A 15,209-nucleotide genomic window follows, 5' to 3' on the forward strand; every position below is an offset into this window, starting at 1 on the left:
GAACTACTGGAGAGCTGGCCGGGCCGTGTCCGTTTCCCTGGCGTGCTGATCGCCCTGGCGGCGCACGGCCGAGCCGACGACGGAGACCGGGACGGCTCCGGGGCGCGACCCGTCGCGGCCGAGCTGGACAGCGATCCACTCGCCGAGGCCGTGCTCGTCCACGTAGGGGGCGTGCCACCGCGAGCAGCCTTCGACGCGCTCCTGGAGAAGGGAGAGCACGATGCGGCGGAACGTGTTCTCGCCGATGAACTGCATCGAGAAGGCCACCAGGCGGAGGTGCTGACCCGCCGGCTGGAGGAGTCCCGCGAGGCAGGGGCGGAGTCGGTCCGACAGCGGGTGTCCGAGCTGGCCAGACGAGCACAGGCCGCGGGGATCTCCTTCGAGCGTCCGGACATGGCGTCGCTGATCAGGAAGTCACGGTCGCGGACTGTGAGTGCGGAAGCGGCGCTGACGACGATCGAACGTGAAATCGAAGACGGGATCACATCGCTGGGGGAACAGCTGGAACTGATCGTCGCCGAACAGGAGCATGCGCTCGTCGGCACCGAGGCCCGTGTGAACCAGCACACCGGCGAACTCGTCACAGCGTCCCGCGTGCGGGCGCTGCTGCGGTCGGGCGAACTGGTGGCGGCCCAAGCACTGCTGAACCGGGAGCCGCTCGGCGCCCCCATTCCGGAAGCGCTGACGGCGTTCCCTGTATGGGACGAGCTGTGGACTCCCCACACCCTCCTTGAGTACCATCTGAACCCGACGATGCGCAGGCCACCGGAGTTCAGCGCATGGAAGGCTGCCGACGAGTCCGCAGAAGTGCTGCTCACCGCCTTCGACCGGCTGCAGCGAGAGTCCTCGCCCGCAGCAGCGGTAAGCTTCGCCGACGCGCTGGGCCGCTTCCTGGGGGGACCAGGGGAAGGTGCCGTGGCCGCTCCCATTGATGGCGGTTACTTCACCTCCTTCGACGTGCCCCGGGATGAACCCCTCTCCGGGCTGATCCCCACGGGTCGGATCGACCTCTACGTCGCCGACCCGGAGACCACCACGCCTCCCGAGGCCCTGGCGGGTCTCGGTGACCCGCATGTCGCTGTCGGTCCGGGTCTGTTGGCCACCGGGTACAGCGACCGATCCCTCACCGCCGTACTCGGTCTGCGCGACCTGCTCGGACTCGTCGTGCTGGAGGCCGACCGCGGTACCCGCATGCTGGCCATCCTTGCCCGGCAGTGGCCGGTGGACGCTCTCATCGGAGACAGCCCGGCAGCGCTGGAACGAATCCTCGGGGCGTCACCCGAAGCGGCCTGGCGAACCCTGCGATGGATCACCTACCTGTCGTTGGGCGGCGGCCCTCCCACGGTGCAGGCAATGGAGCACTGCACTGGCATGGAGCCCCGGCTCCTCGGGACGATGCTCCGGTACGCCGAGACCGCGATCGACCGGTCCCCGCACATGGAACTGTGGGCCGCGGAGAGCGGCGGCTGGCGGAAAGACTCTCCACTGCTCCACGCGCTGCGGTCCGAACTCCTGGCGCAGTGCGGTGACCAGGCGGCTCGGGTCGCCTGGTGGGCGGCCCTTTCGATCTGTGACGAGGAAGACGGCCGGGTCGTGGCCGAAGACCTCGGGGAGTGGGCCGAGATCTGCTCGGGGTGGGCTGGTGCCAGATCCGAGGCCCTCAAGGGAACAGCAACGCTGGTGAAGCGTGGCCTGCTGGTCCCCACGGAACAGGACGCCGACCGGAGTCGCTCGACGCTGGGCGAGGAAGAACAGCTTGCGGCAGAAACGACGGACCTCGTCCTGCGCGTCTCCCTGTGCGGAGCTGTCCGCGCACTCCGTGCCACGGCCGAGGCCGAGCTGAGCACGCTCCTCGAGGAAATGGAACGAGCCGCCGTCAGCGGGGCGCCGGTCGACACTCCAGCGGCCACGACTCCCGCTCCCTCAGCACGTCGTGCGTGGACGCCCTGGCATCGCAACCGCTTCGCACCCGTGCCGGCGTATGCCACGCTCCTCGCAGCTGAGCAGTCGGGAGCCAGCGCCGAGGAACTCGCAGACCTCTCGGAACGCGCGAGCGAGGAGCTCCTGACCTCCTCTCCCCACGATCTTTTCGCACGAGCGACGCCACGGGTCGCGGACCTGGGAACGGTCCTGCCAGAGCTGACTGCCCTGTGCGGGGAGCAGTATCCGGACCTCCACCTCGACCTGCGCTGCCCGCCCTCGTTGCGGGTGGACATCCCGGCTCCCCTGCTGCGCGCCATCCTGTACGAGGTGCTGGACAACGCCGCGGAAGCTCTGGAAGGCGTTGGTACCGGTCTCATCCAGGTCTCCGTGTCGGAGGAGAGTCCCGAGGTGATCGTCGAGGTCGCAGACAACGGTCCGGGCCTCCCGGAGGAGGCGCGAGGCCGGAGGGTGTTCCAGCCGGAGTGGACCACTCGTGGCCCCGGTCGTGGGTGGGGGCTGCACCGGGTCCGGAAATTCCTCCAAGCCTTGCCGAATCCTGCGGTGGAGGCAGAGGTGGAGGTCTTCCGCTCCTCCCATCCGGCGCTGACGGGCGCCGCCCTGCGGCTCGTCCTTCCAGAGCCTGAGCCCTCGGACTCGTGAGCAGCGGACCATACACCCGGCTCGGATCACCGCTACTGACGCCGTGCGGACAGCTGCGGTTCCCAGGTAGCGAACTCAGGTCGCCCCTGCACGCTCAGAGGCCCAAGTGTACGGACGCCAGCTGATCACGCCCCGACCAGGAGCGGTGCCTCGAGAGACAGAGCAGATCGACCTGTGTCGCCTGGACATCGACTGCCTCGGGGTACCTCCCTACGCGGAGAGGAGCGGGAGTCAGTTTCGAGCCTATACCTGTTGCCACCGGCAGCCGCCTGTCATGGACAGTCTGCCGAACACTGGAGAGGGCTTTTCCCGGTGCGGTCAGGCCACCAACCCTGCTACGTGAGGCCAGCTCCAGCAGGACACCTTTCGGTCCAATGCTGACCGTTTGCTGACCTGAGGGGGCACATGATGCCCCTGACCTGCGGCAACGCCAAATGGTCAGATCTTGGACTTGAACATTGTTCGGAACACGAAGTAACTCCCGATTTGTCTGCTCCCTGCCTGCTTCCAACAGGTCAAGGGCGGTCTTCGGAGCGTACAACGATTCGCATGTTCGGTCAGCTGGACCAAGGTGTTGCAGGACTCACGCTGACCGGTTGCCACCTGCTGGACGACGCCAACGACGCCACGGACACGGACCTGTTCGTGAGTCGGGCATGGCCCGGGCGCGCGACTTGGCGGTGGCCGTCTGGCGGGCCAGCCCCAAGAGGTGGGCGGAGAATTTCCTCAATGGACGTCTCCTGAAGGCTGACGGCGGCAGCGTGGACGCGCTGGTCGCGATCCACGCGGCGGACCTCACCCCGAACGGCCACACCCACCTCTTGATCGCCAGGGAGCTGGAGGCGGCGGGCCGCACGATCGAGGCCCAGGGGTGGGCCGGTGAAGGCCGCCGAACAGCCCCGGAAGGGCCGGTACGGCGGCTCGGTGCTGGTCGACGCGCACAAGGGTGTCGAGCTGGTGGACGAGCCAGGCTCGCCGTCCTGAACGGAGCTGCACACGAGCGATGAAGCGGCTGCCAAGACACACCGGACTCGACGCCTCCTCAACGGGCGCGGCGGACGCGGGCGAGGACTAGAACCGCGTCGTCGGCCGGCGGGGCGGGCAGCAGGCTCGCGAGGATGCGGTCCGCCGTTGCTTCCAACGGGCCTGGGGCCCTGCCCAGTTCGGCGCGCAATGCCTTCAGACCGACCTCGAGGTCCGCGCCTCGTGTCTCGATGAGGCCGTCGGTGTACAGGGCGAGACTCGCGTTCCCGGGGAGTTCGATCTCGATCGTCCGGAAAGGACAGCCGCCGACGCCGAGAGGGATTCCCAGGACGTCGTCGATGGTCTCCACTGTGCCGTCCGGCCGGAGTACCAGGGGCGGCGGGTGGCCGGCGCTGGCGATGCGGGCTCCTCCGCTTTTAGGGTCGTAGACGATGTACAGGCACGTCGCCAGCTCGATGCCGGCCTCCCGGGCGCATGCGTCGAGCTCGGTGAGGAGGTCGTCGGGCTCGCTGTCGTGCCTGGCCAGAGCCTTGGTGGTGATACGAAGGCGGCCCATGGCTGCGGCGGCCGACACACCGTGCCCCATCACGTCGCCCACCACTAGGGCGACTCGGCCGTCGGACAGGCTGATCACGTCGTACCAGTCTCCGCCGACCTCGGTGATCCGACTGCCGGGTACGTACCGGTGGGCCACGTCCACGTACGGGCTGGTCGCCAACGCGCTGGGCAACAACGCCCGCTGCAGGGTGAGGGCGATGTCCTGGACGCGGCTGTACAGACGGGCGTTGTCCAGGCAGATCGCAGCCCGCGAGGCGAGCTCACCGGCCAGGCCGACATCGTCCCGGGTGAAGGCCGGCCGGCCCGTGGACCGGCCGAACATGGCGATTCCCTGGACCGTACCCCTGGCGATGAGCGGGGCGACGAGGACGCAGGCCAACCCGCTCTCGGCGAAGAGCCGTGAGCGTGACTCGATGAGGACGGTCCGGGCCAGGAGCTCCTCGTTCACCACGGCGGAGACGGCGCGACCGGTCCTCAGCATGTCGTGGATGACGGAGCCGGGCGGATACCGCACCGTCTCCACCCCTCTCACGAGTTCGGTGGCCGGAGGGGGCAGGATCGTCCCGGAGGCGATCCTGCGGGTGAACAGCGGTCGCGCCGGGTCGAAGTCCTCTGCCTCGTCCATCCACTCCACGACTTCGACCACGGCGCCGTCGCAGAAGTCCGGCATCGAAGCGTCGACCAGCTCCTGGGCGGTGACGTTCACGTCCAGGGTGGTCCCGATGCGAGTGGAGGCCCCGTCCAGCAGCGCCAGCCGTCGACGGCTGGCGGTGGCTTCCAGGATGGCCTGTTCCCGGTCGGTCACGTCCAGCATCAGCCCGCCCACTCCGGGGCGCGAGCCGACCGCCTGGCTCAGGGGGAAGAAACTCACCGACCGCACCTGATCACGGTCCGGATGCCCCCGCGGACGCGTGCCCACCAGGGTCCCCACGACCGGTGCTCCGCCCAGGGCGACGCCGCGGAGCATGCGCTGGTACTCGCCACCGTCGGACATGATCATGATTTCGTCCATGCGCCGCCCGAGGTGGGCCTCGATCGGCAGACCGTCCATGTCGGCGAGCGCCTGGTTGAGGTGGACGTACCGGAGGTCCTGGTCGAGCATGACCAGACCGATGGGGCAAGTCTCGAAGAGGGCGTCGAGGAACGCGAGGTTGGTCTTGACCCGATCGAGCTCGTCACTACGGCTCGCCAGGACCATCACCACCGAAGGTCCGCCGGATCCGGTCACGGAGAAGGCCCGGAAGCCGCAGTCGAAGACGGTGCGGTCACAATGCCGGGCCGGCAGCCGCCCCCTCCAGTAACCCTGGGTCCGGCCTCGCTCGGTCAGCCGGGAGCACGGATCGGGGGCACCCGGGGGCCCGTCGGCGAAGAGAACGGCGCCGGGCCTCGACAGGACGGCGGTGGCGTCATATCCGAAGAGGTCCCGCGCGCCGGGCCCCCAGTAACAGACGAGGTCCCCGTCATCGAGGCCGAAGACGGCCACGGGCACGTGCTCGAGCAGCGTCCCCGGCTCGGACCAGAACGGGCCGTGGGTCTCCTCGCCCCCCGGCCGAGCCGATGGCACGAGATGTCCCCTTCCACTCGCCGTTCCATCCATTATCCGGACACCATGGGCATTCCGCGGCGCGAAGTGCGCCGTGGCGAGGATTGAGCCAAGGGAAACGCCCCGGCCGCCGGTGGCCGGCTCAGCGCAGCAGGGCGGTAACGGCGGCCGGCACCTCGTGGCGCCCGTCCCGTCCACCCCTCCACTTCCCTGAACCAGCATGACTTCCTGCACGGCGTGTGGGCGTGGGGAATCCACATCAGCGCGGCGGCGGCCCGGATCCCGCCCGCGCCCCCCACGCGCCACGCCACACCCTCGCTCTGCGGAGGGGACCCGGATCGCCGGCTCGGCGACCGTCCCTCCCCGCTGCCGACGGCCTGTAGAGGTTGGAAAATAAAGTATGAGCGCCCTACTTGGACACGTCCGACGTCGGCTGCTCGGCTCGACCACGAGCTCTTCCTCTCCCCCTCGGCGTCCCCGCTCAGGAAGCCACCAGGAGCGTCAGGAGCACGCCCAGCCGCCCAAGGGAGAGGCGCGGCGGCCGCAGCGTCTGTCCTCCCTTCTGAGCGTGCGCAGCGTGGCCGGCGAGGTGTTCCTCCTGCAGCTGGCCGTCGTGGTGCTGCTCGTCGCCGCCGCGGTGGTGGCGCTCGTGGTGCAAGCCCGGAGCGCCGGCATGGTGGACGCCCGGCACCGTACGCTCGCCGCCGCCGGAACGTTCGCGGAATCTCCGGGAATCGTCGCGGCCCTGCGCAGCCCCCATCCGAGCGCAGTGCTACAGCCGAGCGCCGAGGCGGCCCGGAAGATCGCCGGGGTCGACGGCATCAACGTGTACACACTTTCCGGGGTCACCCTCGCCCACAGCGACCCACGGCAGATCGGGAAGCACGTCGTCGGCCCCTTCTCCAAGGCGGTGGCCGGCCAATCCTTCACCGAGACCTTCGAAGGGTCCTTGGGGCGGTCCGTGGTCTCGGTGGTCCCCGTCAAGGACCCCGACGGCCGCGTCATCGCCATCGTCTCTTCTCCGGTCACGGTGCAGAACGTGCAGAGCATGGTGAACCGGCAGCTGCCGGTCGTCCTCGGCAGTGCAGCCGCGGTGCTCGCCCTGTCCGCGGGCGGAACCGCTCTGGTGAGCCGTCGGCTGCTGCGCCGGACGCATGGCCTGGGACCGGCCGAGATGACGAGGATGTACGAGCACCACGACGCGGTGCTGCACGCGGTACGAGAGGGCGTACTGATCGTCGGCGGCGGCGGACGGCTGCTGCTGGCCAATGACGAGGCGCGGCGGCTGCTGGACCTGCCGGTGGACGCGGAAGGGCTCCCCGTCACGGACCTTGGTCTGGAAGAGGGCATCGCCCATCCGATCGCATCGGGCCGTTCCGCGACCGACGAGCTGTACATGGCAGCCGATCGGCTGCTGGCGGTGAACATCCGGCCCACCGCGCCCTACGGGCAGGCCGGGACCGTCGTCACGCTGCGGGACACCACCGAGCTGCGGGCACTCTCCGGCAGGGCCGAGGTGGCCCGCGAGCGGCTGAAGTTGCTCTACGACGCGGGGATGCAGGTCGGAACGACGCTGAACGTGGAGCGCACCGCGGAGGAACTGGCGGAGGTGGCGGTCCCACGGTTCGCCGACGTCGTCACTGTCGACCTGCTGGACCCGGTGCTGCGCGGCGAGGAGCCGCCCGAAGCAACCACCGAGATGCGCCGCACCGCCCGCGTCGGCCTTCAGGGCGACCACCCCCTCTACCCCGTCGGCCAGCTGATCCGGTTCGTTCCCACCAGCCCCATGGCCGCCGGGCTGGCCGGCAGCCGCGCGGTCCTGGAGGCGGACCTGCGCGCCACCCACGGCTGGCGGACCCAGGACCCGGCCAACGCCCTGCAGATCCTGGACCGCGGCATCCACTCCCTGATCGCCGTGCCCCTGCGGGCCCGTGGCGTGGTGCTGGGGATGGCCGGCTACTGGCGGACCCAGGACTCCCCGCCCTTCGACGAGGAGGACGTGTCCTTCGCCGAGGAGCTGACCGCCCGGGCGGCGCTGTCCGTCGACAATGCCCGCCGCTACACCCGCGAGCACACCATGGCCGTCACCCTGCAGCGCAGCCTGTTGCCCCGGGGCGTACCGGAGCAGTCCGCCGTTGAGGTCGCGCATCGCTATCTGGCCGCCCAGGCCGGTGTGGGCGGTGACTGGTTCGATGTCATCCCGCTGCCCGGCGCCCGAGTGGCCCTGGTGGTCGGCGACGTCGTCGGCCACGGTCTCCACGCCGCCGCCAACATGGGCCGCCTGCGCACCGCCGTGTACAACTTCTCCACCCTCGACCTGCCCCCGGACGAACTCCTGAGCCACCTGGACGAGCTCGTCGCCCACATTGACACCGACGAGCAGGAGTGGCAGGGGATCACCGGAGCCACCTGCCTGTGCGCCCTCTACGATCCCGTCTCGGGGCAGGTGACGGCCGCCACCGCCGGGCATCCGGGCCCCGCTCTGATCCTTCCCGACGGAACCGTGTCCTTCCCCGAGGTGCCGGTCTCCCCGCCGCTGGGTCTGGGCGAGGGCCTGCCCATGGAGACCATGACGGTCACCCTGCCCGAAGGCTCCCGGCTGGCACTCTTCACCGACGGGCTGATCGAGAGCCGCGACCGCGATCCGGACGCGGGCCTGGCAGCGCTACGCGCCGCTCTGGCCGGGCCCGCCCGCACCCCGGAGGACACCTGCACCGTGGTGATCGACGCGATGCTGCCCACCAGACCCAGCGACGACGTCGCGCTGCTGGTGGCGCGCACCCGCCGACTGGACCCCGCGCGGATCGCCGAGTGGGACGTACCCCCCGACCCCGCGGCGGTGTCCCCGGTGCGCAACGCCTGCGCCCGCCGACTGGCGGACTGGGGCCTGGAGGACATCGCCTTTACCACGGAACTCATCCTCAGCGAGCTGATAACCAACGCCATCCGATACGGCACCGAGCCCATCCGGGTGAGGCTGCTGTACGACCGCAGCCTGATCTGCGAGGTCTTCGACGGGTCCAGCACCTCCCCGCACCTGCGCCGGGCCGAGGCCACCGACGAGGGCGGTCGCGGCCTGTTCCTCGTCGCGCAGTTCGCCGAGCGCTGGGGCACCCGCTACACCGCCCGCGGCAAGATCATCTGGAGCGAGCAGGCCCTCCACGACGGGGCCGCACCGCCCGCGATGGATCTCGGGGAGGCGCTCCTGGCCGGGTGGGACGACGAGGGGTTCTGAGAACGCGCCGGTACGGCAGCCGCAGGGAAGACAGCGGACACCACCGTCTGGGACTGCGCTGCCGAGGCGCCGAACGTACGCTGGCCTCGATCAGTACGCGACCGCCCGTTATGGAGCCTTTGTGCCCGCACCTCGTCTCCGGACAGCCTTCGTCGCCGCCTGCCTGGTCCTCGCGGCGCCCCTCGGCGCCTGCGGAGACCAGCCCACCACCGCGCCCAGTGCACCCGCGGTGGCCACCTCCGCCGCGGACGCCGGCGGCATGGCAGCACTGACCACAGCGGCGAAGAAAGAGGGCTCGCTCAACACGATCGCGCTCCCGAGCGACTGGGCCAACTACGGCGCACTGATCGACGGCTTCGAGAAGAAGTACGGGATCAAGGTCATCGTGGAGAACCCGGAAGGTACCAGCCAGGACGAGATCAACGCCCTGAAGGAGCACAGTGGCGAAGGCCGCGCCCCCGATGTGATCGACGTGGGGGACTCGTTCGCGCAGTCCGCGGCACGGCAGGGCCTGCTCGCTCCGTACAAGGTCGCCGCGTACGACGAGATCCCCAAGGGACAGAAGGACGACCGGGCCCGCTGGTACAACAACTACGGCGGTTACATCTCGATCGGCTGTGACGCCATGCGCGTCAAGACCTGCCCCGCGACCTTCGCCGACCTGCGCAAGCCCGAGTACAAAGGCAAGGTCGCGCTCAACGGCAACCCCACCAAGTCCGGCTCCGCCTTCGCCGGGGTCTACGCGGCGGCCCTGGCGAACGGGGGTTCCTTCGACGACGTCCAGCCCGGCATCGACTTCTTCGCCGAGCTCAGCGAGAACGGCAACTTCATCCCGGTCGAATCCACCCCTGCCACGATCGCCAAGGGCCAGACCCCGATCAGCATCGACTGGGACTTCCTCAACCTCGGATACGCCGACGAATTCCGCGAGAATGGCACGGACGTCGACTGGCGGACCGCCATCCCCTTCGACGGCAGCTTCGCTCAGTACTACGCGAACGGAGTGAACAAAGACGCTCCGCACCCTGCGGCGGCACGTCTGTGGCAGGAGTACGTCTTCAGCCCGGAGGGCCAGAACCTCCGGCTCGGCGCCTATGCACGCCCCGTCCTCATGGACGCCATGGAGAAGGACGGCACCCTCGACAAGGCCGCCGCGGAGAAACTGCCGACGGTCGAGGGCACGCCAACGTTTCCGACGGAGGCGCAGACGGAGAAGGCAAGAGAGACCGTCAACCACGGCTGGGCCGAGGCCGTCTCGCGCTGAGGGCGGGGGCTCCTGGCCAGGCGTGACCCGCCCGTCCGGGCCACGGAGGCCCCGACCGGCTCCCGGCCAAGGTCTCGGTGGTGGATGGAGCTCTGGCATTGGGACCGAGGGACACGTGGTGGGCCAATGGCAGCCGCGCTGCCCGGCTGGCCCTGGTGCCGGCCGTTCCGGCGTCCGTACTGTTGATCTGGGCTTGGAGGATCAAAGAGCAGGCATGGCAGTTGACGCTCCGGGAGGAGTGGGGTCTGCCGGCCCTCGTCACAGGGTTCGTCGAATGGGTGGTCATCCTGGTCAGCGCCGCGTTCGTCCTAGGCGCTCTCTGGCGTCATCTGCCCGGACAGCGCGGCGCGGCAAAGGCGTTGCCCGTGGCGGTTGCCTTCTCTCTGCCCATCGGTGTGGACGCGTTGGTCCTTCAGGTCACTAACGAGAGCACCGGCAATCTTGCCCTGGCGGTGTCAGCGATGCTGTTCGTGCTGACCGTCACTGGTATCGCGCTCGACTTCGACACTTTCCGCGGCGAACGACGCTACTGGCAGAGCCGTTTGGGCCTGCTTCTGTCGATCTACCAAATGCGCTACTACTCACTGCAAGTCGCCTACCTGATCGCTCAGGTCATTGCCATGATCGCCATCTGGCAGTTCTTCGCGGACAGCGTCGCAGCGCCGAAGGCCCCCGAGCCGAGGTGACTGCCCGGCACACGTGATCTGTCTGAACCTCCATGACCACTTACACCGTCTTCTCGGTAAAGCTGCGCAGCATCCGCTCCAGGTGAGCAAAGCGCCCCCGCCAACAGGCAGTGCAGGCCGCCAACTCCGTGGGCGAGCTGACCCAAGTGCCAGCTGAAGCCATCCACAGGCGGATCGGCGCCGATCCATCACACTGGGCAGCCGGCGGATCCTCTCGGCCTGCTTTCCCGGTCATGGGCACGGTCAGCACGGGACAGGCCGCGTGCGCGAGGAGATAGCCGGGCCACCGAAGGGCGCCACAGCCTCGGTGACTCAGCGGGCCTCAGGCGAACTCGCCGGATGTCGTTCGAACCGGCGGTGCCGTCGGTACGGCCGAAGGGTCCGAACCAGTACCGGGAGTCAGGCCGCGACGAGCTCCTGCTCGATGTCCGGCGTCGTGACCTCGGGCTTCTTGTTCGGCAGCGAGAGCCGGAAGACCTTACGCCACGCGGAGAACACCTGCTTGGGCAGCGGCCCGGTGACGTACTCCAGCTCGTACTTCTCGAACAAGGCGCGCACCTTCACCGCGACCTCGGCGTACCGGTTGCTCGGCAGGTCCGGGAACAGGTGGTGCTCGATCTGGTGCGACAGGTTGCCAGTCATGAAGTGCATGGCCTTGCTGCCGCTGATGTTCGCCGAGCCCATCATCTGGCGCAGGTACCACTGGCCGCGCGTCTCGCCCTTGATCGACCGGCGCTCGAAGACCTGTACGCCCTCGGGGAAGTGCCCGCACATGATCACCGAGTGGGACCAGATGTTGCGGACCAGGTTCGCGGTGAACGTGGCGGCGAGTGTGGTGAGGAACGACGGGCCCGAAAGGAGCGGGTGGATCACGTAGTCCTTGAGCACCTGCTTGCGGATCTTGCGGCCCACGGCCCTGGCCCGCGCGCGGAACGCCGGGTTGTTGCGGCGGCGCTTGTGCAGGTTCTTGCCGAGCTCCAGGTCGTAGGCGGCGATGCCGTACTCGAAGAAGCAGGCGTTGATGAAGTTCCACAGCGGCTGGCCGAGGTGGAACGGGTGCCACCTCTGGTCCTCGTCGACGCGCATGATGCCGTAGCCGAGGTCGTTGTCCTTGCCGATCACGTTGGTGTACGTGTGGTGCAGCTCGTTGTGCGAGTGCTTCCACTGATCGGCCGGCGAGACGTGGTCCCATTCCCAGGTCGTGGAGTGGATCTTCGGGTCCCGCATCCAGTCCCACTGGCCGTGCAGGACGTTGTGGCCGATCTCCATGTTCTCCATGATCTTCGCCACGGACAGGCCGGCGGTGCCAATCAGCCACGCGGGCGGGAAGATCGAGAACAGCAGGACGCCCCTGCTGACCAGCTCGAGTTTGCGCTGCGCCGAGATGACCTTGCGGATGTAGGCGGCGTCCTTCTCACCGCGGCTGGCGATCACCTCGTCGCGGATCGCGTCCAGCTCGCGGCCGAGCTCCTCGATCTGCTCCGCGGTCAGGTGGGCGGTGGGGTCGATGGCGGTCAAGGTGCTCCTACCGTTCGATGTCGCAGGGGCCCGCCGCGGCGGACACGCAGGTCTGGATGAGGACGCCCGGCTCGGCCTCGGTGATCTCGCCGGTGCGCAGGTCTCGGACGGCGCCCGCCGTGAGCGGTGTGACGCAGCCGAAGCAGATGCCCATGCGGCACCCGGACGGCATGAGTACGCCTGCCTCCTCGCCAACGTCCAGCAGCGGCGTGGCGCCGTCCGCGTCGACGGTCCTGCCGGTGGTGCTGAACGTGACCTGGCCACCGTCGCCGCCGACGACAGTGCTGGGGCGGAAGCGTTCGGTGTGCAGGCGCTCCGGGACGCCGTGCTCGGTCCAGTGGTCCTCGGCGGCATCGAGCAGGCCCGCGGGCCCGCACGCCCAGGTCTCGCGCTCGGCCCAGTCGGGGACGAGTTCGCCCAGACGGGCGATGTCGAGCATGCCGTCCGTGTCGGTGTGCAGCTCGGTGAGACGCAGCTTCTTGTCCGCGACCAGGTCGTGCAGCTCGCTGCGGAAGATCACGTCGTGCGGCTGCGGTGCGGAGTGGACCATGACGACGTCGTCGAACTCGATGTCGCGCAGCATGCCCATCACCGGCGTGATGCCGCTGCCGGCCGTCAGGTAGAGCACCTTGGCGGGCTTGGCCTCCGGCAACACGAAGTCACCGGTCGCCTGGTCGATCTGGATCAGCGTGCCCGGTTCCGCCCTGCGGACCAGGTGGTTGCTGACCTTGCCGTCCGGGATCGCCTTCACGGTGATCGTGATCCGGCCGTCCCGACGGTTCGTCGGCGAGGTGACCGAGTAGGCACGCCACAGGCGCACCCCATCGACGTCGACCCCGATCCGCACGTACTGACCGGCTGTGTGGCCGCGCCAGCCCCGTCCCGGCCTGATCACGATGGTCGCGGCGTCACCCGTCTCGGGGTGCACGGCCTCGATGCGCCCCCGCAGGTCGCCGCCCGCACGCAGCGGGCTGACCAGGTCGAGGTAGTCCGACGGCAGCAGCGGCGTCGTGACCATCTCCAGCAGTTTCCACGCCCCACTGCGGAGGGCTGCACTCGTCATGACCCCAGCTTGATGTGCTTCGGGAGGTAAAGTCCTGTCCGCAGGACGTGAATCTGATCAGTTGAATTGTTCGCAGGGAACAAAAACGTGAGCCGTGCAGTCCGGAGGGCCAGCGAACTGGTCCTGGATGAGACAACAGTCACCGCGCTTCGGGCCGCGCTGAGGACCACCGCCGACGAGGTCGTCGAGGCGATCATCGACGAGGTCCCGTCCTACGCCAACGCGCTTTCGGGCCGCATGGGCGTCACCATCCGCCGGGCCGTCCGCACCGCCCTGGGCCACTACCTCGACCTCGCGAGCGGGAACGCCACGGGCGGCGACGCCGGCGCCGCGGCCTACGAACTGGGCCGAGGCGAGGTTCGCGACGGCCGTTCGATGGACGCCCTGCTCAGCGCCTACCGGGTCGGCGCCCGCGTGGCCTGGCGAGGCCTGGCCGCAGGAGCCGTACCCGCAGGTCTGCCCGCCGCGCAGGTGGCCAAGTTCGCCGAGCTGACCTTCGCCTACATCGACGAGCTCTCCGCCGCGAGCGCCGCGGGCCACGCCGACGAACTGGCCGCGCGGGGCCGGGCCCACGAACGCCACCTGGAACAACTGGCCCGCGACCTCCTCTCCGGCGCGAGCCCGGACGTGCTGCTTGCCGCTGCTGGGCGGGCCGGGTGGCAGCCGCCGGTTTCGCTGACCGCAGTCCTGCTGCCCGCCGCCCAGGCCCGACCGGCCTACCGCGCGCTCGACCCGGGCACCCTCGTCCTCGACGATCTGCCGGACGCCTCCGGCGTGCTGCTCGTCCCCGATGCCGACCGAGCGCATCTGCTGAGGCAGCTGCCCGACCGCACCGCCGTGGTCGGCCCGGCCCGGCCGTGGACGCGTGCGTCCGCCTCGTACGCACGAGCCGTACGTGCGCGCTCCCTCTCCTGCGACATCCGCGACACCGAGGACCACCTGCCGGAGCTGGTACTGAGCGCCGACGCGGACGCGTTCGCCGACCTGCGTGTCCGAGCCCTCGCACCGTTGCGGACCTTGTCGGCCGCGACCGCGCGGCGGCTCGAGGAGACGTTGCGGGCGTGGCTGCTGCACCAGGGCAGGCGGGACGAGGTGGCGGCGGCATTGTTCGTCCACCCCCAGACCGTCCGGTACCGGATGTCGCAGCTGCGGGAGCTGTTTCCGGATCTCGGGTCGCCGCACCGGGTTCTCGAACTGACGCTGGCGGTCGGGCTCAGGGTGGGCTGACGTGTTCTTCGACCGTCCACGACCCCGTCCTCGAACGGTCCAGGAATCGCGCCTCGCCCTCGGTGCGATCAACCGGCACATGCGGCCCGGGGAGAAACCGTATGAGTCGGCTAAGTCTGAGAGTTGCGGAGCACCCACACGCTTCTACGCGGCCGGATGGCTCTGTGATGACCACCGACCACAGGAGGGTTGGCGGTACAGCGGCAGACCAACCCGAGGTGCGGCTCTCGGCTGACGGCCAGTCCAGTGCCGATCACTCCCACAACGTCCCATCTCCCCCCTTCCCCACCCGGGTCAAGATCCGGACCATTTCCGGACCAGCTCTCGCCAGTGGTCCGCGCCAGGTGCCCTTTTCCCAGCTCAGAGTGTCAGCAGACGAAGAACCTGCTGTTGTCGGAGGTAGCGAGATCAGGCCGCCTTCCAGAGGCCGGCGTCCAGGATCCGGGCGGCCTTGGTCTCCGACCACTACGGAGATCTGCCATGCCCCCTTCGCTGCAACAGCAACAGGACCGCCAGGCACAGCACCGCCTGGCGGTCCTGCGCCACGC

The 15,209-nt window shown here is 69.3% G+C and carries 7 protein-coding genes and 1 pseudogene; 5 read left to right on the plus strand and 3 right to left on the minus strand.

Annotated features, from left to right (window positions below; genetic code table 11):
• Positions 1-42: 42 nt before the first annotated feature.
• On the plus strand, positions 43-2,583 hold the full coding sequence (locus AC07AW_RS40470) for an ATP-binding protein (protein ID WP_478820462.1): 2,541 nt from the start codon (positions 43-45) through the stop codon (positions 2,581-2,583).
• A 1,042-nt stretch (positions 2,584-3,625) separates the two neighbouring features.
• Here AC07AW_RS40470 and AC07AW_RS40475 read toward each other — a convergent pair.
• Positions 3,626-5,689, minus strand: coding sequence for a SpoIIE family protein phosphatase (locus AC07AW_RS40475; protein WP_478820463.1), 2,064 nt, complete (start codon positions 5,687-5,689; stop codon positions 3,626-3,628).
• A 547-nt stretch (positions 5,690-6,236) separates the two neighbouring features.
• Here AC07AW_RS40475 and AC07AW_RS40480 point away from each other — a divergent pair.
• The 3 genes and pseudogenes from AC07AW_RS40480 to AC07AW_RS40490 form a co-directional block, all read left to right on the plus strand.
• Complete coding sequence (locus tag AC07AW_RS40480; RefSeq protein WP_478820464.1) at positions 6,237-8,903, plus strand: SpoIIE family protein phosphatase; 2,667 nt, start codon at positions 6,237-6,239, stop codon at positions 8,901-8,903.
• Positions 8,904-9,024: 121 nt separating this feature from the next.
• Entirely contained in the window at positions 9,025-10,167 is a 1,143-nt protein-coding gene (locus AC07AW_RS40485) for an ABC transporter substrate-binding protein (protein ID WP_478820465.1), read from the plus strand.
• Between the two features lie 59 nt (positions 10,168-10,226).
• Positions 10,227-10,853, plus strand: a pseudogene (locus tag AC07AW_RS40490) (DUF6185 family protein); the annotation flags it as partial.
• A 399-nt stretch (positions 10,854-11,252) separates the two neighbouring features.
• On the opposite strand, the gene AC07AW_RS40495 reads toward AC07AW_RS40490, so the two are convergent.
• Positions 11,253-12,371, minus strand: coding sequence for a fatty acid desaturase family protein (locus tag AC07AW_RS40495; protein WP_478820466.1), 1,119 nt, complete (start codon positions 12,369-12,371; stop codon positions 11,253-11,255).
• A 7-nt stretch (positions 12,372-12,378) separates the two neighbouring features.
• Positions 12,379-13,434 (minus strand): ferredoxin reductase, encoded by a 1,056-nt coding sequence (locus tag AC07AW_RS40500; protein ID WP_478820467.1) that lies wholly within the window; start codon positions 13,432-13,434, stop codon positions 12,379-12,381.
• Between the two features lie 87 nt (positions 13,435-13,521).
• Between AC07AW_RS40500 and AC07AW_RS40505 the strand changes: the two genes are divergently transcribed.
• Positions 13,522-14,661, plus strand: a complete 1,140-nt coding sequence (locus tag AC07AW_RS40505) for a PucR family transcriptional regulator (RefSeq protein ID WP_478820468.1) — start codon at positions 13,522-13,524, stop codon at positions 14,659-14,661.
• The last annotated feature ends 548 nt before the right edge of the window (positions 14,662-15,209 follow it).

This window comes from Streptomyces sp. NPDC044003 (assembly GCF_056435185.1).